Genomic DNA, 26,307 nt, shown 5'->3' on the forward strand with positions numbered 1-26,307 from the left:
GACCGAAATGGGTCGCCTCACCACACATGTTCTCGATACCGCCGCTGGCCGGCCCGCAGCGGGGCTGAAGATCGACCTTTTCAGGCTCGGACCGGATCCGATCCTGGTGAAAACGGTCACGACCAATGCCGACGGCCGGGTCGATGGAGGGCCGCTGCTCGAGGGCGCGGCGCTGGAGGAGGGCAGCTACGAGCTGGTCTTCCATGCCGGTGACTATCTCCGGGGCGTGAACGAGGCCCTGCCGGCGACGCTCTTTCTCGACGTGATCCCGATCCGCTTCGGCATCGCCTCGGCAGCCGAGCACTATCATGTGCCGCTGCTGATCTCGCCTTACGGCTATTCGACCTACCGGGGCAGCTGAGCAGCATGCGCGAGACCGTCCGTTTTCTCCGCCGCGGCAAGATCGTCGAGGTCGCCAATGTCGATCCGATGATGACGCTGCTCGATCATCTGCGCCTCACCGAAGGGGCGACGGGAACCAAGGAAGGCTGCGGCGAGGGCGACTGCGGCGCCTGTACCGTCGCGATCGGACGCCCCCGCAACGGCAAGGTCGTCTACGAGCCGGTCAATGCCTGCATCCAGCTGCTGGGCATGGTCGACGGCACCGAGATCGTCGCGGTAGAGGACCTGGCGGAAGGAGAGCAGCTTCATCCCGTCCAGGCCGCGATGGTCGACAAGCACGGCTCGCAATGCGGCTTCTGCACGCCGGGCTTCGTGATGAGCATCTTCTCGCTCTACCAGGGCACAGACGGCGCGGTCGGCCGCGACCAGATCAACGACACCATCGCCGGCAATCTCTGCCGCTGCACCGGTTACCGGCCGATCGTCGAGGCGGCGCTTGCGGCCTGCGCCACCCCGCGCGACGACAAGTTCCGCAAGGCGGCCGAGGATACGGCCGGGATCCTGAACTTCATCGCGGACGACAGCGACATCTTCATCGGCAATGACGAGCGCTTCTTCGCCGCTCCCGCCTCGGTGGATGGACTGGCCGCGCTCTACGCGCAGCATCCCGATGCGACGATTGTCGCCGGCGCCACCGATGTCGGCCTCTGGATCACCAAGCAGCTGCGCGACCTGCCCAAGATCATCCATCTCGGCCGGGTCAGGGGACTGGACGGCGTCGAGGATACCGGACGCGAGGTCCTGATCGGGGCGGCCGCGACCTATGCCAGCGTCGAGCCCTACATGCGGGCGATCGACCCCGACCTCGGCGAACTCTTCCGCCGCATCGGCTCGAAGCAGGTTCGCGCGCGGGGAACGGTGGGCGGCAATGTCGCCAATGGCTCGCCGATCGGCGATACGCCGCCGGCGCTGATCGTGCTCGGCGCGACGATGGAACTGCGCCGCCGCGACCGCTCGCGCATCCTGCCCGTCGAGGATTTCTACATCGAATATGGCAAGCAGAACCGGGCCTCGGGCGAGTTCGTCACGGGGCTGCTGGTGCCGAAGCTGCGGCCGGACCAGATCTTCCGCTGCTACAAGGTGACCAAGCGCTTCGACCAGGACATTTCCTCGGTCATGGGCGCCTTCCGCTTCACCATCAATCCGGAAGGGATGATCACCGAGGCGCGCATCGCCTATGGTGGCATGGCCGGAACGCCGAAGCGGGCCAAGGGCGCGGAATCGGCGCTGCACGGCGCCGGCATTCGCGACACCGCCGCCTGGGCCCGGGCGTTCGAGGCGTTGCGCTCGGATTTCACGCCGCTCGACGATCATCGCGCCAGCGCGAGCTACCGGGCCGAGACGGCGCATGCGCTGCTCGGCAAGGCGTTGATCGAGGCTGCCGGGACGCCGACCTCGCGCACCCGTCTGGTCGGACGGCGGGAGGGCTTTGTCCATGCCGCTGAATAACAGGGTTTCGCCCGTGACCACCGATGCCGAACTGGCCGTCATCCGCAAGCCGCTGCCGCACGACAGCGCGCCGCGCCATGTGACCGGCGCCGCCGCCTATATCGACGATATCCGCGAGCCGGCCGGCACGCTGCATATTGCGCCCGGCTATGCGCCGATCGCGAAGGGCCGCATCACCGGCCTCGACCTCGACGCCGTGCGCGCCTTTCCGGGCGTCGTCGCGGTTCTGACGGCGGCCGACATTCCCGGCGTCAACGACGTCAGCCCCAAGCTGATCGGCGACGATCCGACGCTCGCCGTCGACGAGATCCGCTTCTACGGGCAGGTCGTGTTCGTCGTGGTGGCGAAGACGCGCGACACTGCGCGCCGCGCCGCCAAGAAGGCGAAGATCACGACCGTGGCCGAGGTGCCGGCGATCGATCTCGCCGACACGACCGATACCGTCCTGCCGGAATATGCCTTTGGCCGCGGCGATGTCGAGGCGGGCCTTGCCGCGTCGCCGCTCAAGCTGGAAGCGAGCTTCCGCATCGGCGGGCAGGAGCATTTCTATCTCGAAGGCCAGATCGCGATGGCCGTGCCAGGCGAGGCGGGCGAGATGTTCGTCTACTCGTCCACCCAGCATCCGAGTGAGGTCCAGCACCTCGTCGCGCATGCGCTGCATGTGCCCTCGAGCGCCGTGACGGTCGAGATCCGCCGCATGGGCGGCGGTTTCGGCGGCAAGGAGAGCCAGGCGTCGCAATGGGCCGTGCTCGCGGCGCTCGCCGCGTTCAAGACCGGGCGCCCGTGCAAGATGCGGCTCGACCGCGACGACGACATGATCATGACCGGCAAGCGGCATGATTTCCGGGTCGATTACCGCGTCGGCGCCAGCGCCGAGGGCCTGCTGGAGACGGTCGATGTCGCGCTCAATGCGCGCTGCGGCCATTCCGAAGATCTCTCCATGGGCGTCGTGGACCGGACGATGTTCCATTCCGATAATTCGTATTTCTATCCGACCTGCCGGGTTCTCACCCGCAGGATGCGGACCAATACCGTCTCCAACACCGCCTTCCGCGGCTTTGGCGGACCGCAGGGCATGACCTTTGCCGAGCGGATGATGGATCATGTCGCCTATACCCTCGGCAAGGACCCGCTCGAGATCCGCAAGCTGAACTTCTACCAGGGCGACCGCGACCACACGCCCTACGGCATGAAGGTCGAGGACAACCTGCTGCAGCCGCTGGTGGCACAGCTGGAGGCGAGCTCCGACTACTGGGCGCGGCGCGAGGAAATCACCGCCTTCAACGCCGAGAGCCGCATCCTGAAGAAGGGCCTGGCGCTGACGCCGGTGAAGTTCGGCATCTCCTTCACGCTGATGATGCTGAACCAGGCCGGCGCGCTGCTGCACCTCTATCGCGACGGTTCGCTCAACCTGAACCATGGCGGCACCGAGATGGGGCAGGGGCTGTTCCTCAAGGTGGCGCAGGTCGTGGCCGAGGAATTCGGCGTCGACATGGGCAAGGTCGCGATAACAGCGACGCGGACCGACAAGGTGCCCAACACCTCGCCGACCGCCGCCTCCTCCGGCACCGACCTCAACGCCATGGCGGCGCTCAACGCCTGCAACATCATCAAGGACCGGCTCTACGCCTTCATCGAGGAGAAGTGGCAGGTCCGCCGCAACCAGGTGTCGTTCCGCGACAACCAGGTGATCATCGGCAACCACGTCATGAGCCTGGCGGAGCTTGCCAACGCCGCCTATGTCGAGCGCGTCCAGCTTTCGGCCTCGGGCTTCTACAAGACGCCGAAGATCGCCTGGAACCGCGACAAGGCCGAGGGACGGCCGTTCTTCTATTTCGCCTATGGCGCGTCCTGCTCGGAAGTCACCATCGACACCATGACCGGCGAGATGAAGGTGGACCGGGTCGACGTGCTGCACGATGTCGGCAAGTCGCTCAATCCGGCGATCGATATCGGCCAGATCGAGGGCGGCTTCGTCCAGGGCATGGGCTGGCTGACGACGGAGGAACTGGTCTGGGACAAGCAGGGCCGGCTGCGCACGCATGCGCCCTCGACCTACAAGATCCCCGCCGCCTCGGATATTCCCGAGCACTTCCGGGTCGAACTTTTCCAGTCGGAAGGACCGCGCGAAGACACCATATTCAAGTCGAAGGCCGTCGGCGAACCTCCGCTGATGCTCGGTATTTCGGTGTTCTGCGCGATCAACAACGCGATCGCCAGCCTGAAACCGGGCGTCATGCCCGCCCTCGACGCCCCGGCGACGCCGGAAGCGATCATGCGGGCGGTGCGCGGCATGACGGCTGCTTGATGATGGCAGGATAGATCATGTTGGTCTGGCAGCGTCTCCTCCAAGCGATCGATCGTCACGGCAAGGCTGCCATGGCGACGATCGTGGAGACGCGCGGATCGGCGCCGCGCGAGGCGGGCGCGCGCATCGTCGTGCTGCCGGACGCCAGCTTCTTCGGCACGATTGGCGGCGGCACGCTGGAATGGCGGGTCATCGCCGACCTGCAGGGAGCCCTCGCCCGACCGACCCCGCATTTCTACACAAGCCAGCGCGTTGCGCTGGGGCCGGAACTCGGCCAATGCTGCGGCGGGCGCGTCGACCTGGCGCTTGAAGTGTTCGACCGCTCGCGCCGGGCCGAAATCCAGGCACTGGCCGAGGCGGAAGGGGCGGGCGTGTTCCGTACCCGCGCCACGCAGCAATCGGACGGCAAGCTGCATCGCTCGATCGATCCGGCCAGCCGGCTTGCCATCGGCTCGGCGCGCGTCGATCACGGGGTGGTGGAAGAGGGCTTTGGCGAGGACAGCCGCGTCCTCTATCTCTTCGGGGCAGGGCATGTCGGCCGCGCTTTGGTGATGGCGCTGGCGCCGCTGCCGTTCCGGATCGTCTGGGTAGACCCCCGGCCGGATGCCTTTCCACAATATGTTCCGGCCAATGTGCGCTGCGAACCGGCGCAGGATACGCCGGCGGCGCTCGATGGCGCGCCGCATGACAGCTTCGTGCTGGTGATGTCGCACAGCCACGCGCTAGACCTCGCCATCGTCGCGCGGGCCTTGAAGGACCAGCGTTTTGGCTATGTCGGGCTCATCGGCAGCGAGACCAAGCGGGCCCGCTTCTCGCATCAGCTCGATCGGGCAGGGCTGGCGAAGGACGACATCGAGCGGCTGGTTTCGCCGATCGGCGTCCCCGGCATCAAATCGAAGCTCCCCGCGGCTATTGCGGCATCCGTCGCTGCCGATCTACTTGTACGCGACGAAGCCTTGCGGCATGTGCATGCGCGGGGAAAGACGGGGCCCGCCGAACCATCGGCGCTGGCAGTGGGGGGACGCTGACGTGGATGTCATTCTGGCAGGCGCCGAGACGCCAGCGCAGAGCCGGCAGCGCCCGGATAGCCCGCCCTTGCTGCACGCAACGGCCATCACCAAGATGTTCGGCGCCTTCAAGGCCAATGACGGCATCGACCTGGCCATCCGACCCGGCGAGATCCATGCGCTGCTCGGCGAGAACGGCGCCGGCAAGTCGACGCTGGTCAAGATCCTCTATGGCGTGCTGCAGCCGACCGAGGGCCGCATCCTCTGGAAGGGGCAGCCGGTCGGCATCCCAAGTCCCTCTGCCGCGCGAAAGCTCGGCATCGGCATGGTGTTCCAGCATTTCTCGCTGTTCGAGGCGCTAACCGTCGTCGAGAACATCGCGCTGGCGCTTTCCGACCGGAAAAGCCGCTCGGCCCTGGCGCGCGAAATCGAGCAGATCTCGGTCGAATACGGCCTGCCGCTGAACCCGTCCTCCGTCGTGGCCGATCTCTCCGTCGGCGAGCGGCAGCGGGTCGAGATCGTGCGCTGCCTGCTGCAGAATCCCGAATTGATCATCATGGACGAGCCGACCTCGGTGCTGACGCCGCAGGAAGCCGATGATCTATTCGTCACGCTCGACCGCCTGACGGCGCGCGGCTGCGCCGTGCTCTACATCAGCCATCGGCTGGAAGAGGTGAAGCGCATCTGCCACCACGCGACGATCCTGCGCCACGGCAAGGTCGTTTCCGAATGCGACCCGCAGAAGGAAACGGCGGCGAAACTGGCGACAATGATGGTCGGCGTCGAGGTGCGCAAGCTTTCCTCCGACCTGCCGCCGCCACAGAACACCCGCACCCGTCTGTCCGTCACCGACCTTTCGCTGCCGCAGCCGCATCCCTTCGCCGTCGCGCTCAGCAATATTTCGCTTGAGGTCAAGGCCGGCGAGGTGATGGGCATTGCCGGCATCGCCGGCAACGGGCAGGGCGAGTTGTTCGACGCGCTGTCCGGCGAACGCACCTGCGACCGCGCCACGTCGGTCTCGATCGACGGCAAGCCCTGCGGCGATATCGGCGTGACCGCGCGTCGCCGGCTCGGCGCCGCCTTCGTGCCGGAAGAGCGCCTGGGCCATGGAGCGGTGCCGCGCATGCGGCTTTCCGACAATGTGCTTTTGACCCGGCACTCCACCGGCGATCACCTCCTGCGCGCCGGAGTGCTGGATCCCGATGCGGCCCGGCAACTGGCCGACCGCGTCAGCCGCTCCTTCGATGTGCGCAAGGGCACGCCGGACCCGGAAGCGGGCTCGCTTTCCGGCGGCAATCTGCAGAAATTCGTCGTCGGCCGCGAGATCGATCGCCAGCCCGGGGTGCTCGTCGTGAGCCAGCCCACCTGGGGCGTCGATGCCGGCGCCGCCGCGATCATCCGCCAGGCGCTGATCGACCTCGCCCGTTCCGGCTCGGCGATTCTGGTCATCAGCCAGGATCTCGACGAGGTTCTGGAAATCGCCGACCACGTCGCGGTGATCTCCAAGGGCCATCTTTCGCCCTCGCGGCCGACCTCCGGGTTGACGCGCGAGGAAATCGGCCTGCTGATGGGCGGCATGGGCGAGCCGCTGGCGGCCGACCGGGGGGCACTAGATGCGGGTTGAACTGGTCCGGCGTGGCGAGCGTTCCGCCGCCATGGCCTATCTGTCGCCATTGCTGGCGCTGCTGCTGACACTGATCGGCGGGGCGCTGATCGTGATCGTCTGGCGGCTGTCGACGGTCGATTTGTCGAACCCGGCATCGGGCGGCTTCTTCGGCGCGCTGCAACAGGGCTTCGTCGATTACGGCCGCTTCCTCTATGTCTTCTTCATCGAGCCGCTGACCGAGCTCTGGTCGCTGGAGGAACTGGTCGCCAAGGCCACGCCGATAATCCTCGTCGCGATCGGCCTCTCGCTCTGCTACCTCTCCAACACCTGGAACATCGGCGCCGAAGGCCAGATCGCGGTGGGCGCGATCACCGGCTCGTTCCTGCCGATCTTCTTTCCCGACTGGCATGGCCCGTTCATGCTGCCGGCCATGCTCATCCTCGGCATGCTGGGCGGCATGGCCTATGCCGCGATCCCCGCGCTGCTCAAGATCCGCTTCGGCACCAACGAGATCCTGACCAGCCTGATGCTGGTCTATGTGGCGCAGCTCTTTCTCGACTATCTGGCGCGGGGACCTTGGCGCAATCCGGAAGGCCACAACTTCCCGGATAGCCGCGCTTTCGATGGCGGCCAGGTCCTGCCGACGCTGTTCGACACCAACATCCGCATCAGCCTGATCTTCGTCTTCATCGCGGCCTTCGCCGCCTGGTTCCTGATGCGCTGGACCAAGATGGGCTTCCAGATCAAGGTGCTGGGCCAAGCGCCGCGGGCAGGGGCCTTTGCAGGCTTCAGCCAGAACCGCATGGTGCTGATGACCTTCCTGATCTCGGGGGCGCTGGCGGGCCTTGCCGGCATCTGCGAGGTTGCCGGCCCGGTCGGTCAGCTCCGCACCTCGGTCTCGCCCGGCTACGGCTTCACCGCGATCATCGTCGCCTTCCTGGGAAGGTTGAACCCGATCGGCGCGATCTTTGCCGGCTTCCTGCTGGCGCTCTCCTATCTCGGCGGGGAGGGCGCACAGATCGCGCTCGGCATGTCCGACCAGACGACGCGGGTGTTCCAGGGGATGCTGCTGTTCTTCGTGCTGGCCTGCGACAGCTTCATCTTCTACCGGCTGCAGATCGTTCGAACCCCGACCCTGCAGACAGGCACGGTGACGTCATGACCGCGCTCATGCTGGAAGGCATCCTGCTCACCATCATCACCGCCGCGACGCCGCTGCTGTTCGCCTCCATCGGCGAACTGGTGACCGAGCGCTCGGGGGTGCTCAATCTCGGCGTCGAAGGCATGATGGCGATGGGCGCCGTCATCGGCTTCGCCGTGGCGCATTCGACCGGCAATATCGCGCTCGGCGTCGTCGGCGCGATCCTCGCCGGCATGGCGATGGCGGCGTTGTTCGGCGTGGTGACGCTGATCTTCGTTGCCAACCAGGTGGCATCGGGACTGGCTCTGACCCTGTTCGGCCTCGGTCTTTCCGGGCTGATCGGCGACGCCTTCGTCGGCGTGCCGGGTGCCGGCCTTGCCCGTGTCTCGATCCCGGGCCTGAGCGAGCTGCCGGTCGTCGGCCTGCTGCTCCGGCTCGATCCGCTCACCTATCTCGCCGTCGCGATCACCACCGCCGTATCGTGGTTCCTGTTCCGCATGCGCGGCGGGTTGATCCTGCGCGCCGTTGGCGACAGCCATGTCTCGGCGCACGCGCTTGGCTACAGCGTCATCCGCGTTCGCTTCATGGCGGTGCTGTTCGGCGGCGCCTGCTCCGGCCTCGCGGGGGCCTATCTCTCGCTCGTCTACACGCCGCAATGGACACAGGCGATGACGGCGGGGCGCGGCTGGATCGCGCTGGCGCTTGTCGTGTTCGGCACCTGGCTGCCGGGACGCGTCGCGATCGGTGCCCTGCTGTTCGGTGGCGTCAGCATCCTGCAACTGCATGCCCAGGCGCTCGGCGTCGGCGTGCCGTCGCAGTTCCTGTCGGCGCTGCCCTATCTCACCACCGTCATCGTGCTGGTGATCATTTCGCGCAACCGCGCGCTCGTCCGGGCCAATACACCGGCGGCGCTCGGTCAATCTTTCGTTCCCGACCGCTAGGGAACGCTTGTCCGGGACATGCCGCAGCGATCCGCGGTGAAATCCTGAATGGAGTGGATCGCAAATGGTGAAGGCCAGAGGGAAGCAGGCAATGAAGAAAATTCTCGCCACCGCGACGGCAATCGTCGCACTCGCCGTCGGCATCGGCTCCGCCAACGCGGCCGACAAGCTGAAGGCTTGCTGGATGTATGTCGGCCCGCACAATGACGGCGGCTACAGCGAAGGCCATGACGTTGGCCGCCAGATGGTCCAGAAGGAACTCGGCGACAAGGTTGAGACCTCCTATGTCGAAAGCATCGCCGAAGGTCCGGACGCCGAGCGCGCGCTCGAGCGCCTCGCCCGCTCCGGCTGCGAGATCATCTTCTCGACCTCGTTCGGCTTCATGGACCCGACCATCAAGGTCGCCGCCAAGTTCCCGAAGGTGAAGTTCGAGCACGCCACCGGCTTCAAGACCGCGCCGAATGTCGGCACCTACAATGCGCGCTTCTATGAAGGCCGCTACATCGCCGGCCAGATCGCGGCCAAGCAGTCGAAGTCCGGCGTCGCCGGCTACATCGTCTCCTTCCCGATCCCCGAAGTCGTGATGGGCATCAACTCCTTCATGCTCGGCGCGCAGTCGATCAACCCCGACTTCAAGCTGAAGATCGTCTGGGTCAATTCGTGGTTCGACCCCGCCAAGGAAGCCGACGCCGCCAAGGCGCTGTTCGACCAGGGCGCCGATATCATCACCCAGCATACCGACTCGCCGGCGCCGCTGCAGATCGCCCAGGAGCGCGGCCTGCATGGCTTCGGCCAGGCCCACAACATGTACGACTTCGCGCCCAAGGCGCAGTACACGGCCATCATCGACACCTGGGGCCCGTATTACGTGAAGCGCGTCAACGCGGTTCTCGACGGCACCTGGAAGGCCGAGCAGATTTGGGACGGCCTGAAGGACGGCATCCTGCACATGGCCGATTACACCAACCTGCCGGATGATGTCGTCGCCTCGGCGAAGGACACCCAGGCCAAGATCGAAGCCGGCACGCTGCATCCCTTCAAGGGCCCGATCTTCAAGCAGGACGGCACCGAAGTGATCGGCGAGGGCAAGACCCTCGACGACGGCACGCTGCTCAGCATGAACTGGTACGTCAAGGGTATCGACGACAAGCTGCCGCAGTAAGCGGCCACGACAACTCCCGGACGCAGCCAGGGGGCCGCGTCCGGGAATACCCAGCCAGCAGCGAGCGCCTTCCACACCAGCCGGATCCGTTCCGGGCTGGGCCTCTGGAAAGCGCCTTCTCGGAACCGGCACCTGCGCGCCCACACGCAACCGGCACCTCAACGAGACCGAACCCCGCCCAATGTCCGCATTCGTCGTCGATTGGCTGAACCTCCTGATCCGCTGGGCCCATATGATCGTGGGCATCGGCTGGATCGGCACATCCTTCTATTTCATCGGGCTCGATCTCTCGCTGAAGAAGCGCGAGCAGATGAAGGAGGGCGTCTATGGCACGGCCTGGGAAGTGCATGGCGGCGGCTTCTATCACGTCGAGAAATACCTGGTCGCGCCGCCGGCGCTGCCGTCCGACCTGATCTGGTTCAAGTGGGAAGCCTATCTCACCTGGCTGACCGGCTTCCTGCTGCTGACGGTCCAGTACTACTGGAACGCCAACACCTTCCTGATCGACAAGTCGATCCTGCCGATGCTGCCCTCGCAGGCGATCGTGATTTCGATCCTGTCGCTCATCGGCGGCTGGGTCATCTATGACCAGCTCTGCAAGTCGATCATCGGCCGCTACACGCCGCTGCTCGCGGTCTGCCTGTTCGTGCTGATCGTCGGCGCGGCCTACATGTTCACCCATGTCTATTCCGGTCGTGGCGCGCTGATCCATGTCGGCGCCTTCATCGGCACGATCATGGCGGTCAACGTGTTCGGCGTGATCATCCCGAACCAGAAGAAGATCGTCGCTTCGCTGCTGAAGCACGAGAAGCCGGACCCGCGCCTCGGCGCCATCGGCAAGCAGCGCTCGGTGCACAACAACTACCTGACGCTGCCCGTGCTGCTGATGATGGTCTCCAACCATTATCCGATGCTCTCCAGCCATCCGCAGAGCTGGATCCTCGTCGCCTTCGTGCTGTTGCTCGGCGGCTCGATCCGCCATTTCCTCAACCGCCACGAGGCGCATGATCCGTTCCGCAAGTTTGCTTGGACGATTCCCGCCGCGGCAGTCGCCTTCGGCGTGCTGCTGGTGATGACGGCGCCGCGCCCGGTCGAGATCGACCCGAGCCTGACGGTGTCGGATGCCGACGTACTGACGCTGACGGCCAAGCATTGCGCCATGTGCCACGCCGCCAGGCCGACGCATGACGGCTTCGACGCGCCGCCCAAGGGCGTGATCTTGACCTCGACGGATCAGCTTGCCGCGCACAAGGAGCAGGTCATGGCCCAGGCCGTGAACGGCACCGCCATGCCGCTCGGCAATGAGCACGGCATGACGATGGAAGACCGCAAGAGGCTTGGCGCGTGGCTGCAAAGCCATTAGACAAGCCCAACTCCTTTTCCTGAAACCGGGATGAAATGTCGACCCAAACGCTGACGCTCGCCGCGGTCAACCGCATGGATGCAGATGCCTTCGTGGCGAGCTTTGGCGATATCGCCGAGCACTCGCCCTGGGTGGCGACGGTGGCGGAGAGGGCAAGGCCCTATCCCGACCGGGCGGCGATGGTGGCCGCCTTCGCCGATGCAGTCGCTGCGGCGGAGCCTGATGCGCAGCTGGCGCTTCTGCGCGAGCATCCGGACCTCGCCGGTCGCGCCGCGATCGCCGGCGAACTGGCGCCCGAATCCCGCAACGAGCAGGCCGGCGCCGGGCTCGACCGGATGAGCGCCGAGGAATATGCGCGCTTTTCCCGCCTGAATGGCGCCTATCGCGAGCGGCACGGCATCCCCTTCATCCTCGCCGTCAAGGGCGCGACCAAGGACCAGGTGCTCGAAGCCTTCGATGCGCGCCTCGACAACTCAGTCGAGGTCGAGCGCACCACCGCCCTGGCCCAGGTCCAGCGGATCATCCGCTTCCGCCTCGAGGACCGCGTCGCGTCATGACCCCGGTTGCGACCGCCCGAGCGCTGGGCGAGAAGGCGCAGCGCATGATCGACGCGCTGACCGCGATTTCCGCCAGCCCCGACCATCTGACCCGCCTCTATCTGACGCCGGAGCACAAGCGCGCCGCCGAACTGGTCGGCGAATGGATGCGCGAGGCCGGCCTCTCGACGCGGCTCGACGCCGCCGGCACCATGCGCGGATCGATGCCGCCGGGGCGGGCGGGGCGCAGCGGCAACAAGGCGCTGCTGATCGGCTCGCATATCGACACCGTCATCAATGCCGGCCGCTATGACGGCAATCTCGGCGTCGTCGTCGGCATATTGGCGGTGGAGACGCTGAAGGCGCGGGGCGTCGCCCTGCCGTTCGGCATCGACATCCTGGCGTTTGGCGACGAGGAGGGCGTCCGCTTTCCCGTGACGCTGACCACCTCCGCCGTGACGGCCGGCGTTTTCGATCCCAAGGCGCTCGACATCACCGACGATGCCGATATCACCCTGCGCGATGCGCTCATCGCCTTTGGCGGCGACCCGGCTCGGCTGAAGGAGGAGGCCTATCAGCGCCCCTCCGTGCTCGGCTATCTGGAAGTGCATATCGAGCAGGGACCGGTGCTGGAACGGGCGCAGGAGCCTCTCGGCGTCGTCACCGCCATCGCCAGCCAGAGCCGCCATCGCATCCGCATCAAGGGCGAAGCCGGCCATGCCGGCACCGTGCCGATGAACATGCGCCATGACGCGCTCGCGGCGGCCGCGGAAATCATCCTGGCGATCGAGGCAATCGCCAAAAAGGACAAGAAGAACTCGTTGGTCGCGACCGTTGGCCATGTCGAGGTGATGCCGGGCGCGTCCAACGTCATTCCCGCCGATGTCCGCTTCTCGCTCGATGTCCGGGCCGCCAACGATCGCGCGCGGCAGGAAGCGGTCGAGGCGATCACGCTCGTCGCGCGAAAAGTCGACAAGACCCGCCATGTCGTGGTCGGCGTCGAGACCATGCTGGAAAAGCCGGTCGCGACCTGCGGCGCGCGGCTGCAGAAGGCGATCGGCAAGGCCGTCACGACAGTGCAGGGCGAACCGGCGCGCAGCCTGATGTCCGGCGCCGGGCATGACGGCCAGTCCATGGCGCATCTCGGCGAGTTCGGCATGATCTTCGTGCGCTGCCGGGCCGGCATCAGCCACAACCCGGCCGAGTTCGTCACCATCGACGACATGGGCCTCGCGGTGGAGGCCTTGGTCGAGACCATCCTCGAACTGGCAAGACAGGAAGAACAGCCATGATCCGGGACGCCGTCGCCGCCAACTGGGAGCGCGAGGTCGCGTTCCTGAAGGCGATGATCCAGGTGCCGAGCGACAACCCGCCGGGCAACTGCGCCCCCCATGCCGAAGCGGCGGCGGCCGAACTGGAGGCGCTCGGCTTCACCGTCGAGCAGCACCCCGTGCCGGAGCCCTATGTGCGCCAGCACGGCATGAAGAGCGTCACCAACCTGATCGTCCGCAAGACCTTCGGCAGCGGGCAGGGGCCCGTCATCGCCCTCAACGCCCATGGCGATGTCGTGCCGCCGGGCGGCGGCTGGACCAGCGATCCCTATGGCGCCGAAGAACGCAACGGCGCGATCTACGGCCGGGGCGCGGCGGTGTCGAAATCCGATTTCGCGACCTATGCCTTTGCGCTGCTGGCGCTGGAGCAATCAGCCAAGCCGCTCGATGGCGGCGTCGAGCTGCATCTGACCTATGACGAGGAGACGGGCGGCTTCGTCGGTCCGCAATGGCTGCTGGCGCACGATCTCTCGAAGGCGACCCACGCCATTTCGGCCGGCTTCTCCTATGCGATCACCACGGCCCATAATGGCGCGCTGCATCTCGAAGTCGTGGTGCGCGGCCGCCAGGCGCATGCCGCGATGCCATCGTCCGGCGTCGATGCGCTGGAGGCGGCGACGCCGATCCTCGCTGCCATCTATGCCGAGCGCCGGCGCCTGCTCGAGCGGGTCTCGACCGAACGCGGCATCGGTTCACCGCAGATCACGGTTGGCCTGATTTCGGGCGGCATCAACACCAATGTCGTGCCGGACCGCATCGCCTTCCGCATCGATCGTCGCCTGATCCCGGAAGAGCAGGGCGAGGCCGTCGAGGCGGAACTGATCCAACTGATCGAGGCCGCGACGCCGGATATGGCCGGCGTCGAGGTCGAATGCCGCCGGATCATGCTGGCGGAGCCGCTGCGGCCTCTGCCGGGCGTCGAACGGCTCGTCCAGGCCGTGCAGGGGCCAGCGAAGGCCGTATTGGGTCTCTCGATCGAGGCGACCGGGGTGCCGCTCTATACCGACGCCCGCCATTATGCGGCGGCCGGCATTCCGACCATCCTCTACGGCGCCGGTCCGCGATCGATCCTGGAGGCACGAGCGCATTCGACCGACGAGCACATTCAGCTGTCGGACCTGCGCGCCGCCACCGAGATCGTCGCCCTGGCGCTGGAGGACCTGCTGTCTGCGTGAGCGGCGTTCAGCCACCTCTCCCATTGGGAGACTTTCACGGAACCCGAAAAGCGGCTGGGCAAATCTCGATCCCAACATCCTGAGGAGGCTTGCGCGAGCAAGCCGTCTCGAAGGACGCACTGCCCCAGTGCAATCTTAACGCTGCCACACCCTGCGTGCTTCGAGACGGCCCTCCGGGCCTCCTCAGCATGTTGAGGATGGTGTTGTTCGAAGGTCTTCGTAGGGAGAGGTCGGACTGGAGGTCCGGGTGAGGGGCTGCGACCCTTTCGATGAGATCTTACCCCTCACCCGCTGGCCTGGGGCCGTCGACCTCTCCCTGTGGGCACGGTGAAGTAGCCCCGCGCCCTTACCCAATCATTCCATTGGCCACCCGTCTCGCCGCCAGCGCCTGATTCTCGATCCGGATCCGCATCCAGAGGACGAGCAGGTTGAGCAGCCCGAAGACCAGGGCAACGACCGGCAGGTCGAGGATCAGGGCGAGCAGGGGAATTTCCAGCGCCACGACAACATAATTGGGATGGCGCAGGAAGCGGTAGGGACCCTGCCGCCTGAGAGGCGCATCGTCGATCGTGATGATGCGCGTCGTCCAGTAGGGCCCCAGCGTCGTCAGCACCCAGATCCGCAGGACCTGCAGCAGCGCGAACAAGCCGATCAGACCCCAATGGACCGGAGGTTCCGGCGCGGTCAACAGCGCCAGGGTGAGCAGCCATGCCGCGTGCAGGGCGACGATGAGCGGATAGTGCTCCCGCCCTACCTCGCGGCCGCCGCGCGCCAGCAGGCGGCGCGTGTTGCGCTGGGCGCGCCAAAGCTCGACCAGCCGCTGCAGGGCAACGGCCAGCAGCAGCCAGTAGGCCCAGCCAAAGACGAAGCCGGCCGCCGTCATGCCGCGCTGCTCCCTTCGCCGACCGACACCATGTGGAAGGCCGCGGTGAAGCCGGGGCCTAGCGACGATGTCAGCATGTCGCCCTGCTGGCCCGTCCTGAGCAGGTCTTCCAGCACGAATAGCACGGTCGGCGCGGACATGTTTCCGTAGGCGGCCAAAACCCGGCGTTCCGCGTCGAGGCCGAGCTTCGGATAGTCGAAGACCTTCTCCAGTTCGTCCACGACCTTGGCGCCGCCCGGGTGGCAGCAGGGCCGGTCGATGTCCGAGCGGGTCAGCCCATGATTGGCGAGAAAGGCATCGAGCACGGCCGGATACTGGTCGGCGATGATCTGCGGGATGCTCTGCTGGAAGATGACGTCGAGGCCATTGGCGTCGATGTTCCAGCCCATCACGTCGAGCGTATCGAGCCAGCAATGCTCGCCGCCGACGCCCAGCGTCGCAAGGCTCGAGTCACACGGGTCGCTGCTGATCACTGCGGCCGCCGCGCCATCCCCGAACAGCGCGCTGGCGACCAGATTGCTCTTCGTGAGCCGGTCATAGCGAAAGGCGAGACTGCTCAGCTCGACGACGATCATCAGGCAGCGAAGGCCGGGCTGCGACCGCGCCATCTGCGCGGTGCGGGTGAGCCCGAGGACGCCGCCGGCACAGCCGAAACCGAAGATCGGCAGCCGCATCACGTCGCGCCGGAAGGCGATCTTGTTCATCAGCCGCGCTTCGATCGTGGGCGTCGAGATGCCGGTGGACGAGACGAAGACGAGAACGTCGATCTCCTCCGGCCCCAGGCCGGCCTGGTCGAGGGCGCGGTTGGCCGCGTCAAAGGCGAGGGCGGTGGCGTGCTCCTGGTAGAGCCGCGTCTTCTCCTCGAAATCGGCAGGGCCCAGGAACCATTCGACCGGCAGGCAGCTGTGCCGCGCATCGATCGCGGCATTGTCGAACACCTGCTCCAGCTGATCGAAGAACGGCATGCGGGAGGCGAAGACCTCGCGCGCCCGCTCCTTGGCGACCGATTGGGGAATGCGGTGTGGCGGCACGACCGTCACCAGCGAGCTCAGGGTCGCGGTGACATCCGATCGCGCCAGGCGCTGGGCGTCGGCGACGGCGTCGGGAAAGCGAAGGAGGTTCATGCTCGGCAACTCCGGCACGAAACAAGGCTGCGAAGGCGCGAATGCGGGCTGCCGCCCGCCTCCATCGACTGGTTTGCCGGGAAGGGCAAAGGCGAAATCGTCATAAGGCTCGTCTTCCTCGCTGGATTGGAATTCTGGACGCGGCGCTAGTTCCACATGGACATGGCCGAGTCGTAGTCGCGATTGCCCGGATCCCATCGAGGCCCGAGCTGCCATGGTTTCTGGTCGGGCGGTCCCTTGGCGCTGAACGACAGGCAGCGCTGATACTGGGTGTCCCAGACCTGCTGGTTGCTGCATGGTGGGAATTGCGCACGGTGAACCCTTCTGTGGCCGCACGCTCCCCAAGCGGGGGCCGCGGCGGCCAAGCCGACCAGAACGATGGACGTGATCGCTAGCGAGGAACGGGCTGTTACCGAGATCATCGGTATATCTCCGTCGGCGTCGTGCCGAGGAAAGGCTATTCCTTGCGGGCGGACTATTCGACATCCAGAACGGGTAAGGCAGTCACGAAGTGGTGACCCCGGCCGGCGGCGTGTGACCCAACGTCGCCGGCTCGGTTTGGTTCGAGGATGCGAGCGCTATTCGACGGGCTTGCCGGCGACGGCCGCCGACAGATCCTCATATTGCTCGCATTCGGTGTTGCCACAGAGCTTCTGGACGATGGCGAGTTCCGCCTTGGCGAGCTCGATCCGGCCGGCGCTGGCATAGCCTTCGCCGAGATATTCATGCGTGTTCAGATTGTTGGGGTCGATCGCCAGCGCCTGCTTGTAGAAGCCGATGCCGACATCGGTGTCGCCCTTCTTGCGGTGGCTGTAGCCGATATAGGTCAGGACCATGGAATCCTGCTTGTTCTGCACGGCGTTGAGCACGTCGAGCGCATTGTCGTAATAGCCCGCCAGCGCCAGCTGGCGGCCCTGCTGCAGCAACTCCTTGTCATCCAGTCCGCTGTGCTGGGCCTTGACGCAACGCTGCGTCTTCGTGCTGTAGACCATGCCGCGCTTGCAGACCTGGTTCGACGGCATGAAGTGGCCGGAGCCGCTGCCGCTGCTTCCACTGCTGGTGCCGCTGCTGCCTCCCATGCCACCGCCGCCACTGCTTCCGCCGCCGCCGCCGCCGCCACCACCACCGCTGGAGGCGAGGGCGGCACCGGTCGACGCCAGCAAGCCAATGAAGGCAAGGGTGACCACGGAACGGCTTGTCTTATCGAACATGGTTGTCATCGGATCCTCCGACTGATTTTCTCTCGCCCCGGAGACGAGAGTCGCGGCAAGAACACCAGGGCGGGGAGCCCTATTCGATCGCCCATGTCGAGAACCGATCACGAAGAGGTGAGGACCGGGCTGTCGCAGCATCTGGCGGCGCTATGGCGCTATGGCTTGGTGCTGTCGCGCAATCGCGATACGGCCGAGGACCTCGTTCAGGCGACCTGCGTGCGCGCGCTGGAGCGATCGCAGCAGTTCCTGCCGGGCACACGGCTGGATCGCTGGCTGTTTGCCATCGAGCGCTCGATCTGGATCAACGAGTTGCGGGCGAGGCGCGTCCGCCAGGGCTCCGGCGTGGTCGATGCCGAAATCGCACTGGTCGTCGATGGCGGGCGCGAGATCGAAACGAATATTCTGGCGTCCCAGGTGTTAAGGGAGATCGGAAGGCTCGCCGAAGCGCAGCGTGAAACCGTGCTTCTCGTTTATGCGGAAGGTTACTCCTATCGCGAGGCGGCGGAATTCCTCGGTGTGCCGATCGGCACGATCATGAGCCGGCTCGCGACCGTTCGCGAAAAGTTGGGTGGAATGGCAGACGCGCCACAACAGCGCGAGGCAAGCGAGCGAGGCGGCGATGGCGGACCTTAGTCATCCGGAAGACGCGCGGCTGATCGCCTTGCTCGACGGCACGCTGGCCGACGAGGAGCGGGCCGCGCTGCTCGCACGCATCGATATCGACCCGGCGCTTCAGGCGCGTCTCGACCGGATCGAGCGCGGCGGTCGGCTCATCGTGCCCGCCTTCGAAGCGCTGCAGGCCGAAGCGCCGCGCGCCAGGCTCGAGGATCTGCTCGCCTCGGCGATCGTCACCGACGAGACCCGGCGCGTGCTGGAGCGGCCGCAGACGCGCGCCTTGCGCTTCCCTCGCTGGCAGCCGCGGCTGGTCGCGGCGGCGCTGGCGCTGTTCGTGCTGGGCGGCGTGCTGGGAGCCTCGCTCAATGGCTGGATCGGTCGCGAGGGCGGCGGCAGCGAGATCCGTACGACCGAGGGCTGGCGACAGGCGGTGGCCGAATACTGGTCGCTGACGACGCCGGAGACGCTTGCGCTCGCACCGACGCCGGAGCGCGCGGCGGCCGAACTCAGCGCCGCCTCCGCCAAGCTCGGCGTCGACCTCACGGGCGCGCCGGATGCGTTCCCGGGTCTCTCCTTCCGGGGCGCGCAGCTTTTCGATTTCCAGGGCCGGCCGCTGGTGCAGATCGCCTATCTCGATCCGCAGCACGGGCCGATCGCCTATTGCGTCATCGCCCGGCCGGACCAGGCGGATGTCGCCCCGACGATCGAGGAGCTCGACGGCTTCACCATCGTCCATTGGGCCTCGGGCGGGCAGGGGCGCCTGCTGATCGGCCGCGCACCGGCCGAGCGGCTACAAGCGCTGGCGCAGAAGGTCACCGGCTGAACGAACGCACGACGCCAGCCCGCTGCTGGATCGCATCCTCTACGCGGCGCGCTCGGGTAGGGCGAGGTTCGGTTCGGCACGAGACTTCGCGTTGGACCGACGGTCCACCAGACGGCGCGTGAAGCGACGGCAAGGCGCCTCGATCCAGAAATAGGTGAGCGCCGACACGATAAGGGTCGCGGCCAGGATGGCAACCAGGGCGACATCGCCCTGCCAGAGGGTCCGGCCCAGCATCATCACGCGGTCCTCGCCCAGGATCACGGGCGTAAACACGGGGACGCCGGTTTCGCGTTCGAAGGCGCGAGCCAGCATCTTCGTGACCATCTGCAGCGGCACATGCACCATGTAGATCGAATAGGACAGCGTCCCAAGCAGGATGGCCGGACCTGATCGCAGGAGCCGGCTGAACAGCCCGCCCTCCACGCTGAAGAGCAGAATGGTCAGCGAGAAGACGAGGGGAGCGAAGAGCGATAGCGACGTCTGCCCCGCCGCCGAGACGAATAGGACGACACCAAGGATCAGGACGCCCTCCGCCGCGGAGAACAGCCAGGGGGCCGGGTGTGGCAGGTCCAGCCGGCGCAGCACCGTGTAAACGTCGAAGCAGATCGCGCCCGCCGCAAAGCCGCCAAGGGCCCGCAGGATGCCGTAATCATAGGTCGCGGCCATGTTCTGGCTGCTGAGGACGCCGAGCAGAAGCGGCGCGGTCAGGGCAACCGCAAGCAGGACGACGCGCAGCCAGCCGACGGGGAGGGCGACGGCGGCCAGCGCGAAGAGGAAATAGGTCCAGAACTCCGCGCTGATGGTCCAACTGGGGAAGTTCCAGCTGAGCGAACTGTCGAGGCCAATTCCTTGCAGAAGCAGCAGATTCGAGACGAGCGAGCCGACGTTGCGGTCGGAGCCGGTGAAGGCGGATCGGCCGGAGACCTCCGGCATCGCCAGCGCCAGGCACTCCATGCCCACCAGGAACATCAAGGTCGCGAAATGCAGGGGATAGAGCCGCCCCCAGCGCAGGAACATGAAGCGGCCCACGCCAAACCCCTGCCGAAGCTTCGCGCGGTAGTTGGCCGCGATCACGAAACCGCTGAGCGCGAAGAAGAAGTCGACGAAGAGGAAGGCGTTGCGGAGGAAGGGCAGGGCATGGATGTGGCTGTAGGCCATGCAATGGAACGCCGCGACGAGGCATGCGCAGATGCCTCGCCATCCGTCCAGCACCCGAAAGTGGGGTGAACCCAGCCGTGAATCGTCCACGATGCCTGCCTACAGATCCGTTCCGCAGAGAAGCTTAGGCTAGGCACAACTCTTTAACGAGCGCTTATGCGCGCGCCACCCAGGGATGCCGAAATCGGGGCTACGACACGCGTCACACGGCGCCATACAGGTCATAGGCGTCGGCGCGGTCGATCCTGGCGGTATAGATCTCGCCGACGCGCATCGGGCGGCGCGAGGTCAGGTGGATCGCCCCGTCGATCTCCGGGGCGTCCCAGACCGTGCGGCCCTTGGCGGTGAGGCCGTTGCTCTCGTCGATGATGACGGAAACGCGGCGGCCGACCTTCTTGGCGAGGCGCTTGGCGCTGATTTCCTGCTGGCGCTTCATGAAGCGGTGCCAGCGGATCTCCTTGACCTCTTCCGGAACCGGATTGGCCAGCTCGTTGGCCGGCGCGCCCTCGACCGGCTCAAACTTGAAGCAGCCGACCCGGTCGAGCTTCACATCATCGAGCCATTCGAGCAGATATTCAAAATCCTCGTCCGTCTCGCCGGGGAAGCCGACGATGAAGGTCGAGCGCACGGCGAGATCCGGGCAGATCTCGCGCCATTTGTGGATGCGGTCGGCCGTCTTTTCCTGGTTGCCGGGACGGCGCATCGACTTCAGCACGCTGGGGCTCGCATGCTGGAACGGGATATCGATGTAGGGGAGGATCTTGCCCTCGGCCATCAGCTCGACCACCGCATCAACATGCGGGTAGGGGTAGACATAGTGCATGCGCACCCAGGCGCCGAGTTCGCCCAGCGCCGAGGAGAGGTCAAGGAACTTGGCCCGCACCTCGCGGTCGCGCCAAAGGCTGGTCGCGTATTTCAGGTCGACGCCATAGGCGCTGGTGTCCTGCGAGATCACCAGCAGTTCCTTGACGCCGGCCTTCACCAGGCGTTCCGCCTCGCGCAGCACGTCGCCGGCCGGGCGGCTCACGAGGTCGCCGCGCAGCTTCGGGATGATGCAGAAGGAGCAGCGGTTGTTGCAGCCTTCCGAAATCTTCAGATAGGCGTAGTGGCGCGGCGTCAGCTTGATGCCCTGCGGCGGCACCAGATCGACAAAGGGATCGTGCGCCGGCGGCACGGCCGTGTGGACCGCGCCGAGCACGCTCTCATATTGCTGCGGGCCGGTGATCGCCAGCACGTTGGGAAAAGCCTGGCGGATCTGCTCGGGCTCGGCGCCCATGCAGCCGGTGACGATCACCTTGCCGTTTTCCTTCATCGCCGTGCCGATCGCCTCGAGAGACTCCGCCTTGGCGCTGTCGAGGAAGCCGCAGGTGTTGACGATGACCACGTCGGCCCCGTCATGATGGCGCGAAAGCTCGTAACCCTCGGCCCGCAAATGGGTGAGGATGCGCTCGGAGTCGACCAGGGCCTTCGGGCAGCCAAGGCTGACGAAAGAGATGCGCGGGGCTTCGCTGTTCATTAGAGTTCTCGGTATGCGTAAGCGGTAGCAGGTCCGGTTCGACGGGCTTCAGAAGCGCCGGCGCTGTTCGCGCGGGCGGGTCGACGGGACGGCACCTTTTCATTGTTCTATTCTGGCGCGTTTTCTGTCGAACTGGCCGGTATCTGTCAATGCAAACCTTGCGGCAGGCCTTATCTCGCCCTTGTGACGAGGCCCCAGCAGCCATAGGTGAGGGCAAACGACCATCGAGCGGAGACAGCATGACCCTTCAGACGAGCGCCCTGATCGAGCCTCCCGCCGGCGTGGATGAAGCCTCGATCCAGCGACTGGTTCACACCTTTTACGACCGGGTCCGGCAAGATCCGCTGATTGGTCCGGTATTCGAGGCCCAGGTCGATGATTGGCCCGAGCATCTCGAAAAGCTCTGCGCCTTCTGGTCCAATGTCGTGCTGCGCACCGGACGCTATCAGGGCCGGCCGATGCAGAAGCATCTGCGCCTGCCGATCGAGGCCGCGCATTTCGACCGCTGGCTCCAGCTTTTCCGGACGACCGCCAGCGAGATCATGCCGCCCCAGAGTGCCGCGATCTTCATCGACCGCGCCAACCGCATCGCCGACAGCTTCGAGCTCGGCATCGGCAGCGTGCGCGGCGAAATCCGCTCGCCCCGGCACGCCTTCAAGATGTCGACGCCCGGCTGACCGACGCAGGGGTTTCGTCGTTTTACGCCGCAGATCGACGATTGCAGCTGACGCGGTTCGTCCTATAGTGGTCAGGAAAACTGACAAGTTACACAGCCAAGGAATTCCCGACGCATGTCCCTGCTTTTCGAGCCGCTCCAGGCGGGCGCCATCCGCCTGCCGAATCGTATCGTGATGGCGCCGCTGACGCGGAGCCGGGCAGGGGCCGAGCGGGTCCCGAACGCGCTGATGGCCGAGTATTACGCCCAGCGCGCCAATGCAGGCCTGATCATCAGCGAGGCGACCAGCGTCAGCGCGCAGGGCGTCGGCTATCTCGGCACGCCCGGCATCTGGTCGGACGCGCAGGTGGAGGGATGGAAGCTCGTCACAAAGGCCGTGCATGACGCCGGCGGGCGCATGGTATCGCAGCTCTGGCATGTGGGGCGCATCTCGGACCCCGAGCTGCTCGGCGGGGAACTGCCGGTGGCGCCTTCGGCCATCCGCATTCCCGGCAATGTGAGCCTGCTGCGTCCGGTCCGGCCCTATGTCGTGCCGCGCGCGCTGGAGACCCACGAGATCCCCGGGATCGTCGAGGATTACCGGCGCGGGGCCGAGAACGCCAAGCGGGCCGGCTTCGATGGCGTCGACGTGCACGGCGCCAATGGCTACCTGCTCGACCAGTTCCTCCAGGACGGCAGCAACCACCGCACCGACCAGTATGGTGGCTCGATCGAAAACCGCGCCCGCCTGATGCTGGAAGTCGTCGATGCGGCGATCTCGGTCTGGGGCCCGGACCGGGTTGCGGCGCATATCCGGCCGCGCGGCGACGATCACGCCATGGGCGACAGCAATCCGCGCGCGCTGTTCACCTATCTCGCAGGCGAACTGAAGAAGCGCCGCATTGCGTTCCTCTTCGTCATCGAGCGCGAGGAGCCGGACAGCCTGTTGGCCGAGATCAAGCGTGCCTTTGGCGGCGTGGTCATCGCCAATGAGCGGATGAGCAAGGCCGATGCAGAACGCCTGATCGGAAATGGCACGGCCGATGCCGTCGCCTTCGGCCGCAAATATATCGCCTCGCCGGACCTGGCGAAGCGCTTCGCCATCGATGCGCCGCTGAACGAGCCCGATCCCTCGACCTTCTACACGCCCGGCCCCAAGGGCTACACAGACTATCCGGCGCTCGAAACCGTCGGCTGACACGTTTTCCTTGCCCCGCCGCCGGCCGCATCAAATAGCGCTGGCGGCGGGGCAGGGATCCTAGGGCCGGTTCAGCCCAGCACGCGTAGCGGCTCGAAATGGTTCATGTCTTCGAAGCTGCAGAAGGCAGGCAGCTCAAGCTCGAGAACCGGCGCTCCCGGGCGAGCAGGGCGCCGCAATCGTCAAACAGCGCCTCCCATTCCGGCAGGCGGTCTGGGTCGAGCCAGTCGATCATGTAGGCGAGCGTGACGTGGAACACGTAGTCGTCATGGTCCGGATGGCGGTAGCCAAACACCTCGGCGAAGGCATCCCGCCATGCCCGCATGCAGCACACGTCGTCATCCGTCGCCCCGGCCACGGTAAGCCCAGTCGGCACGACGTCGACAACCCGGATCCGGAACGGCCCGGCGCCGGCAAAGCCCTCCAGGCGCTTGAGATAGAGGCTGGTCATCGCGCCGATCTCGGTATCGAGAGGAACATCGGCGGGCCAATAGGGCAGGCTGCGGCGATATTCGATGATGCCCTGGAACAGCGTCATGTGCAGGCTGGATACCGGCGTGAAGGCGAGGCGGTTCGCGTCCGGCATCGCCTGCATCCGTCGCCGAACCTCCAGCACAGCTGCCTGGGACGGCGAACCCTCGACCAGATGGCAGACGACCGTATTGCCGGGCTCCGGCAGAAACGTGCCGGCCTGGTCATAGCGCTGGCCGAGATGCCGGGGCGGCAGCGGGTTCGCGTCGCCAGCGGCATAGCGGGCGAGCGACGATACGGAGGTGGTCGAGGACATGGCGGCAACCGTCGGGTCTGGCGGGAAGGCTTGCGGTCTGGACGGACCGTACGAGCGACTGCCAGTAGCGCGCGCCGATGAACCCGGCGTGACGAAGACGACACGTCTGCCTCGAAGCGGAGCAGGGCGCGAGGCCGGGCAGGGCGTAGACAGGCCCTGCCCAAAGAATAGAATAAGGCATTGAGAAAGAACGGTTTTCTGGCTTAAAGCTGAGGCGGGCCGACCGGTCATGCTGCTGTCACGCAACGGCTGTATCCCGCCGATCCCGAAGTGACGGAGGCCAGCATGGCACGGATCATTTTTCTGCACGGTCCTTCGAGTTCCGGGAAGTCGACCCTTGCCAGGGCGCTTCAGGACCGTATCGAGGGCCCGTTCTGGCACATTTCGATCGATCATCTGCGCGATGCCGGCGTGCTGCCGACGCGACGTTTCCAGACAGGCGAGTTCCACTGGGCCGATTGCCGGGGCTCGTTCTTCGATGGCTTTCATCGCTCGCTGAAGGCCTATGCCGACGCAGGCAACGATCTGATCCTCGAACACATCCTGGACACAGAAGGATGGCTCGAAGAGTTGGCCGCGCTCTTCGCGCAGCATGACGTCTTCTTCGTCGGCATCCATTGTCCGCTGGAGCTGCTGGTCGCGCGAGAGGCCAGGCGGGGCGACCGGCCGATCGGTAGCGCCAGGCAGGACCACGAGACCATCCATATCGGCAAGGCCTACGACATCGAGCTGAACACGACAGAGGACCTCGATGCCAACGTCGAAGCGTTGCTCGCAGCCTGGCGCAGCGGTGGCCGCGCTTCGAGTTTTGGTCGAGATAGAACCTGAGCCATATCGGCTCTGGCTGTCAGCCGGCACGGCGCAGGGCGAGGAAAGCTCATGCCGAGCGAACGACCCAACCCTCAGGGTCGGTTCAACGGCATGGACGGCGAGGGCGACGGCGTCCCAGCCAGATCCGCCATAGACCGGGAAGACGTTCGGACCGCCACATACGCTATTCGCATAAGATATATTATGGAACCATTCGATATAGACGGGAATGGCGGACTGGCGGGCTTTTGATGGCTTGGCCTGGGCGGCGTTGTCGCCTGCCCAGCGCATTGGCCTCAAGGGTTTGCGTCGTCGGCCGATGCCCAGCGTGGCGGCGTCACCAGCTTGGAAACCGTCTTGTCGCTCCAGCGCATCAGGTCATCGACGAGCTTGCCGCTCTGGGTCACGACCGTCGACGCTGCCGACTTGGCCATGCCGCCGACAGTGGTCGGCTCATGGCGCATCAGGACCGGACCGTCCATCGGCACGTCAGCCGGCGGTATGGGCTCAGCGAAGTTGCTGGACTGAACCGGATCGGTGGGCCGATCGAAGCTGGCTGGCCGCGTCATGTCGCGCGGCGCCGCGGTTCCGATCCGTGCAGGCGCCGGCTGGGCGGAGCTGGCGGCCAGCGCCTTATTGACCGTTGTTTCCCAGGACACGCATTCATCCGCCTCGCAGCGCGGCTTGGCCTCTACGGGCTTCGCCAGCGGCTTTGGCGGGATCGCCGCTACCTTCTCCGGCTTGGGTTCGGCAACGCTGCCAGCGGACGCCTCTGCGTCCGGCAGCGGATCAGCCGGCAGGATCGGTGCGGCGGCGCCTTCTTCCGGCAGGACATACATCTGCGCGGTAGCCGGTGGCGGCAGGTTGGGAAGCTGGGACCGGGTCAGCATGGCGTTGGCGACGAAGCCGGCACACAGGATCGCGGCAAGAGACGCCGATCCCAGCAGCGCCAGGCGCGGAATCTGCTTCAGCTTCCTTAGCGAAAACTCATCATTGAAATCGTCCATGACCATCCCTCTGCTGAGGTGAATGCGATGGTGCTATTAGGCGCCTGATTCCCGGCCTCAATGGGGCGGCTTTCGGGCGATGCGGCGACCGCGGAG

General features: G+C 66.0%; 23 protein-coding genes and 1 pseudogene. 17 read left to right on the forward strand and 7 right to left on the reverse strand.

The genetic code is table 11. The features are described from left to right. The first annotated feature begins 7 nt into the window (after positions 1-7). The 12 genes from uraH (at position 8) to ABIE08_RS04930 (ending at position 14,421) form a co-directional block, all read left to right on the forward strand. On the forward strand, positions 8-361 hold the full coding sequence (gene uraH / locus ABIE08_RS04875; RefSeq protein WP_354549152.1) for a hydroxyisourate hydrolase: 354 nt from the start codon (positions 8-10) through the stop codon (positions 359-361). A 5-nt stretch (positions 362-366) separates the two neighbouring features. Then, positions 367-1,851, forward strand: a complete 1,485-nt coding sequence (gene xdhA, locus ABIE08_RS04880; protein ID WP_354549154.1) for a xanthine dehydrogenase small subunit — start codon at positions 367-369, stop codon at positions 1,849-1,851. Beyond that, positions 1,838-4,159, forward strand: a complete 2,322-nt coding sequence (gene xdhB / locus ABIE08_RS04885) for a xanthine dehydrogenase molybdopterin binding subunit (RefSeq protein ID WP_354549156.1) — start codon at positions 1,838-1,840, stop codon at positions 4,157-4,159. The genes xdhA and xdhB overlap by 14 nt, the downstream gene beginning before the upstream one ends. A gap of 17 nt (positions 4,160-4,176) precedes the next feature. Next, the gene (gene xdhC / locus ABIE08_RS04890) at positions 4,177-5,187 is read left to right on the forward strand and encodes a xanthine dehydrogenase accessory protein XdhC (RefSeq protein WP_354549157.1); all 1,011 of its coding nucleotides are present in this window, start codon (positions 4,177-4,179) and stop codon (positions 5,185-5,187) included. Positions 5,188-5,281: 94 nt separating this feature from the next. Then, positions 5,282-6,790 carry an ABC transporter ATP-binding protein gene (locus tag ABIE08_RS04895; RefSeq protein ID WP_354551571.1) on the forward strand — a complete coding sequence of 503 codons (1,509 nt, stop codon included), beginning with the start codon at positions 5,282-5,284 and terminating at the stop codon, positions 6,788-6,790. Further along, positions 6,780-7,934: an ABC transporter permease gene (locus ABIE08_RS04900; protein ID WP_354549159.1), complete on the forward strand. Its 1,155-nt coding sequence runs from the start codon at positions 6,780-6,782 to the stop codon at positions 7,932-7,934. The genes ABIE08_RS04895 and ABIE08_RS04900 overlap by 11 nt, the downstream gene beginning before the upstream one ends. 8 nt (positions 7,935-7,942) lie before the next feature. Beyond that, positions 7,943-8,854: an ABC transporter permease gene (locus tag ABIE08_RS04905; protein ID WP_354551573.1), complete on the forward strand. Its 912-nt coding sequence runs from the start codon at positions 7,943-7,945 to the stop codon at positions 8,852-8,854. A 91-nt stretch (positions 8,855-8,945) separates the two neighbouring features. After that, complete coding sequence (locus ABIE08_RS04910; RefSeq protein WP_266333194.1) at positions 8,946-10,016, forward strand: BMP family ABC transporter substrate-binding protein; 1,071 nt, start codon at positions 8,946-8,948, stop codon at positions 10,014-10,016. Between the two features lie 181 nt (positions 10,017-10,197). After that, a complete protein-coding gene (locus ABIE08_RS04915; protein ID WP_354549161.1) occupies positions 10,198-11,379 on the forward strand; it encodes a urate hydroxylase PuuD in 1,182 nt (393 codons plus the stop codon). Between the two features lie 35 nt (positions 11,380-11,414). Then, positions 11,415-11,936 carry a 2-oxo-4-hydroxy-4-carboxy-5-ureidoimidazoline decarboxylase gene (gene uraD / locus ABIE08_RS04920; RefSeq protein WP_354549163.1) on the forward strand — a complete coding sequence of 174 codons (522 nt, stop codon included), beginning with the start codon at positions 11,415-11,417 and terminating at the stop codon, positions 11,934-11,936. After that, complete coding sequence (locus ABIE08_RS04925; protein WP_354549165.1) at positions 11,933-13,207, forward strand: allantoate amidohydrolase; 1,275 nt, start codon at positions 11,933-11,935, stop codon at positions 13,205-13,207. The genes uraD and ABIE08_RS04925 overlap by 4 nt, the downstream gene beginning before the upstream one ends. Next, positions 13,204-14,421 carry an ArgE/DapE family deacylase gene (locus ABIE08_RS04930; RefSeq protein ID WP_354549166.1) on the forward strand — a complete coding sequence of 406 codons (1,218 nt, stop codon included), beginning with the start codon at positions 13,204-13,206 and terminating at the stop codon, positions 14,419-14,421. Before ABIE08_RS04925 ends, ABIE08_RS04930 begins: the two co-directional genes overlap by 4 nt. Positions 14,422-14,767: 346 nt before the next feature. Here ABIE08_RS04930 and ABIE08_RS04935 read toward each other — a convergent pair whose 3' ends face one another. From ABIE08_RS04935 to ABIE08_RS04945, 3 genes are all read right to left on the reverse strand, one after another. Then, on the reverse strand, positions 14,768-15,304 hold the full coding sequence (locus tag ABIE08_RS04935; RefSeq protein WP_354549168.1) for an isoprenylcysteine carboxyl methyltransferase family protein: 537 nt from the start codon (positions 15,302-15,304) through the stop codon (positions 14,768-14,770). Beyond that, positions 15,301-16,428 (reverse strand): type III polyketide synthase, encoded by a 1,128-nt coding sequence (locus ABIE08_RS04940; protein ID WP_354549170.1) that lies wholly within the window; start codon positions 16,426-16,428, stop codon positions 15,301-15,303. Before ABIE08_RS04940 ends, ABIE08_RS04935 begins: the two co-directional genes overlap by 4 nt. 578 nt (positions 16,429-17,006) lie before the next feature. Continuing rightward, complete coding sequence (locus ABIE08_RS04945; RefSeq protein WP_354549171.1) at positions 17,007-17,639, reverse strand: tetratricopeptide repeat protein; 633 nt, start codon at positions 17,637-17,639, stop codon at positions 17,007-17,009. Between the two features lie 93 nt (positions 17,640-17,732). On the opposite strand from ABIE08_RS04945, the gene ABIE08_RS04950 reads away from it, so the two are divergent. After that, positions 17,733-18,275, forward strand: a complete 543-nt coding sequence (locus ABIE08_RS04950) for an RNA polymerase sigma factor (protein WP_354549173.1) — start codon at positions 17,733-17,735, stop codon at positions 18,273-18,275. Continuing rightward, positions 18,262-19,080 (forward strand): hypothetical protein, encoded by an 819-nt coding sequence (locus ABIE08_RS04955; protein WP_354549175.1) that lies wholly within the window; start codon positions 18,262-18,264, stop codon positions 19,078-19,080. The genes ABIE08_RS04950 and ABIE08_RS04955 overlap by 14 nt, the downstream gene beginning before the upstream one ends. Positions 19,081-19,119: 39 nt before the next feature. Here ABIE08_RS04955 and ABIE08_RS04960 read toward each other — a convergent pair whose 3' ends face one another. Both ABIE08_RS04960 and rimO read right to left on the reverse strand, forming a co-directional pair. Continuing rightward, entirely contained in the window at positions 19,120-20,328 is a 1,209-nt protein-coding gene (locus ABIE08_RS04960; protein ID WP_354549177.1) for an acyltransferase family protein, read from the reverse strand. A gap of 112 nt (positions 20,329-20,440) precedes the next feature. Continuing rightward, the gene (gene rimO / locus ABIE08_RS04965; protein WP_354549179.1) at positions 20,441-21,754 is read right to left on the reverse strand and encodes a 30S ribosomal protein S12 methylthiotransferase RimO; all 1,314 of its coding nucleotides are present in this window, start codon (positions 21,752-21,754) and stop codon (positions 20,441-20,443) included. A gap of 239 nt (positions 21,755-21,993) precedes the next feature. Here rimO and ABIE08_RS04970 point away from each other — a divergent pair, with 239 nt between their 5' ends. Both ABIE08_RS04970 and ABIE08_RS04975 read left to right on the forward strand, forming a co-directional pair. Further along, positions 21,994-22,431, forward strand: coding sequence for a group III truncated hemoglobin (locus ABIE08_RS04970; RefSeq protein ID WP_354549181.1), 438 nt, complete (start codon positions 21,994-21,996; stop codon positions 22,429-22,431). A gap of 114 nt (positions 22,432-22,545) precedes the next feature. Next, the gene (locus ABIE08_RS04975) at positions 22,546-23,607 is read left to right on the forward strand and encodes an alkene reductase (RefSeq protein ID WP_354549182.1); all 1,062 of its coding nucleotides are present in this window, start codon (positions 22,546-22,548) and stop codon (positions 23,605-23,607) included. Positions 23,608-23,678: 71 nt separating this feature from the next. On the opposite strand, the pseudogene ABIE08_RS04980 reads toward ABIE08_RS04975, so the two are convergent. Continuing rightward, positions 23,679-24,394: pseudogene (locus ABIE08_RS04980) on the reverse strand (DUF1868 domain-containing protein). Positions 24,395-24,679: 285 nt separating this feature from the next. On the opposite strand from ABIE08_RS04980, the gene ABIE08_RS04985 reads away from it, so the two are divergent. Further along, entirely contained in the window at positions 24,680-25,222 is a 543-nt protein-coding gene (locus ABIE08_RS04985) for a chloramphenicol phosphotransferase CPT family protein (RefSeq protein ID WP_354549184.1), read from the forward strand. A gap of 278 nt (positions 25,223-25,500) precedes the next feature. On the opposite strand, the gene ABIE08_RS04990 is transcribed toward ABIE08_RS04985, so the two are convergent. Then, positions 25,501-26,211 (reverse strand): hypothetical protein, encoded by a 711-nt coding sequence (locus ABIE08_RS04990; protein ID WP_354549186.1) that lies wholly within the window; start codon positions 26,209-26,211, stop codon positions 25,501-25,503. Positions 26,212-26,307 lie beyond the last annotated feature (96 nt).

The organism is Kaistia defluvii (assembly GCF_040548815.1).
GTDB lineage: Bacteria > Pseudomonadota > Alphaproteobacteria > Rhizobiales > Kaistiaceae > Kaistia > Kaistia defluvii_A.

Excerpts from the sequence above, each read along its gene's own strand:
- ABIE08_RS04905 (WP_354551573.1), top strand. The coding sequence starts at position 7,943 with ATGCTGGAAGGCATCCTGCTCACCATCATCACCGCCGCGACGCCGCTG.
- ABIE08_RS04895 (WP_354551571.1), top strand. The coding sequence starts at position 5,282 with ATGTTCGGCGCCTTCAAGGCCAATGACGGCATCGACCTGGCCATCCGA.
- xdhB (WP_354549156.1), top strand. The coding sequence starts at position 1,838 with ATGCCGCTGAATAACAGGGTTTCGCCCGTGACCACCGATGCCGAACTG.
- xdhA (WP_354549154.1), top strand. The coding sequence starts at position 367 with ATGCGCGAGACCGTCCGTTTTCTCCGCCGCGGCAAGATCGTCGAGGTC.
- ABIE08_RS04950 (WP_354549173.1), top strand. The coding sequence starts at position 17,733 with ATGTCGAGAACCGATCACGAAGAGGTGAGGACCGGGCTGTCGCAGCAT.
- ABIE08_RS04935 (WP_354549168.1), bottom strand. The coding sequence starts at position 15,304 with ATGACGGCGGCCGGCTTCGTCTTTGGCTGGGCCTACTGGCTGCTGCTG.
- uraD (WP_354549163.1), top strand. The coding sequence starts at position 11,415 with ATGTCGACCCAAACGCTGACGCTCGCCGCGGTCAACCGCATGGATGCA.
- ABIE08_RS04990 (WP_354549186.1), bottom strand. The coding sequence starts at position 26,211 with ATGGACGATTTCAATGATGAGTTTTCGCTAAGGAAGCTGAAGCAGATT.
- ABIE08_RS04925 (WP_354549165.1), top strand. The coding sequence starts at position 11,933 with ATGACCCCGGTTGCGACCGCCCGAGCGCTGGGCGAGAAGGCGCAGCGC.
- ABIE08_RS04940 (WP_354549170.1), bottom strand. The coding sequence starts at position 16,428 with ATGAACCTCCTTCGCTTTCCCGACGCCGTCGCCGACGCCCAGCGCCTG.
- rimO (WP_354549179.1), bottom strand. The coding sequence starts at position 21,754 with ATGAACAGCGAAGCCCCGCGCATCTCTTTCGTCAGCCTTGGCTGCCCG.
- uraH (WP_354549152.1), top strand. The coding sequence starts at position 8 with ATGGGTCGCCTCACCACACATGTTCTCGATACCGCCGCTGGCCGGCCC.
- ABIE08_RS04955 (WP_354549175.1), top strand. The coding sequence starts at position 18,262 with ATGGCGGACCTTAGTCATCCGGAAGACGCGCGGCTGATCGCCTTGCTC.
- ABIE08_RS04975 (WP_354549182.1), top strand. The coding sequence starts at position 22,546 with ATGTCCCTGCTTTTCGAGCCGCTCCAGGCGGGCGCCATCCGCCTGCCG.
- xdhC (WP_354549157.1), top strand. The coding sequence starts at position 4,177 with ATGTTGGTCTGGCAGCGTCTCCTCCAAGCGATCGATCGTCACGGCAAG.
- ABIE08_RS04970 (WP_354549181.1), top strand. The coding sequence starts at position 21,994 with ATGACCCTTCAGACGAGCGCCCTGATCGAGCCTCCCGCCGGCGTGGAT.
- ABIE08_RS04900 (WP_354549159.1), top strand. The coding sequence starts at position 6,780 with ATGCGGGTTGAACTGGTCCGGCGTGGCGAGCGTTCCGCCGCCATGGCC.
- ABIE08_RS04910 (WP_266333194.1), top strand. The coding sequence starts at position 8,946 with ATGAAGAAAATTCTCGCCACCGCGACGGCAATCGTCGCACTCGCCGTC.
- ABIE08_RS04915 (WP_354549161.1), top strand. The coding sequence starts at position 10,198 with ATGTCCGCATTCGTCGTCGATTGGCTGAACCTCCTGATCCGCTGGGCC.
- ABIE08_RS04930 (WP_354549166.1), top strand. The coding sequence starts at position 13,204 with ATGATCCGGGACGCCGTCGCCGCCAACTGGGAGCGCGAGGTCGCGTTC.
- ABIE08_RS04945 (WP_354549171.1), bottom strand. The coding sequence starts at position 17,639 with ATGTTCGATAAGACAAGCCGTTCCGTGGTCACCCTTGCCTTCATTGGC.
- ABIE08_RS04985 (WP_354549184.1), top strand. The coding sequence starts at position 24,680 with ATGGCACGGATCATTTTTCTGCACGGTCCTTCGAGTTCCGGGAAGTCG.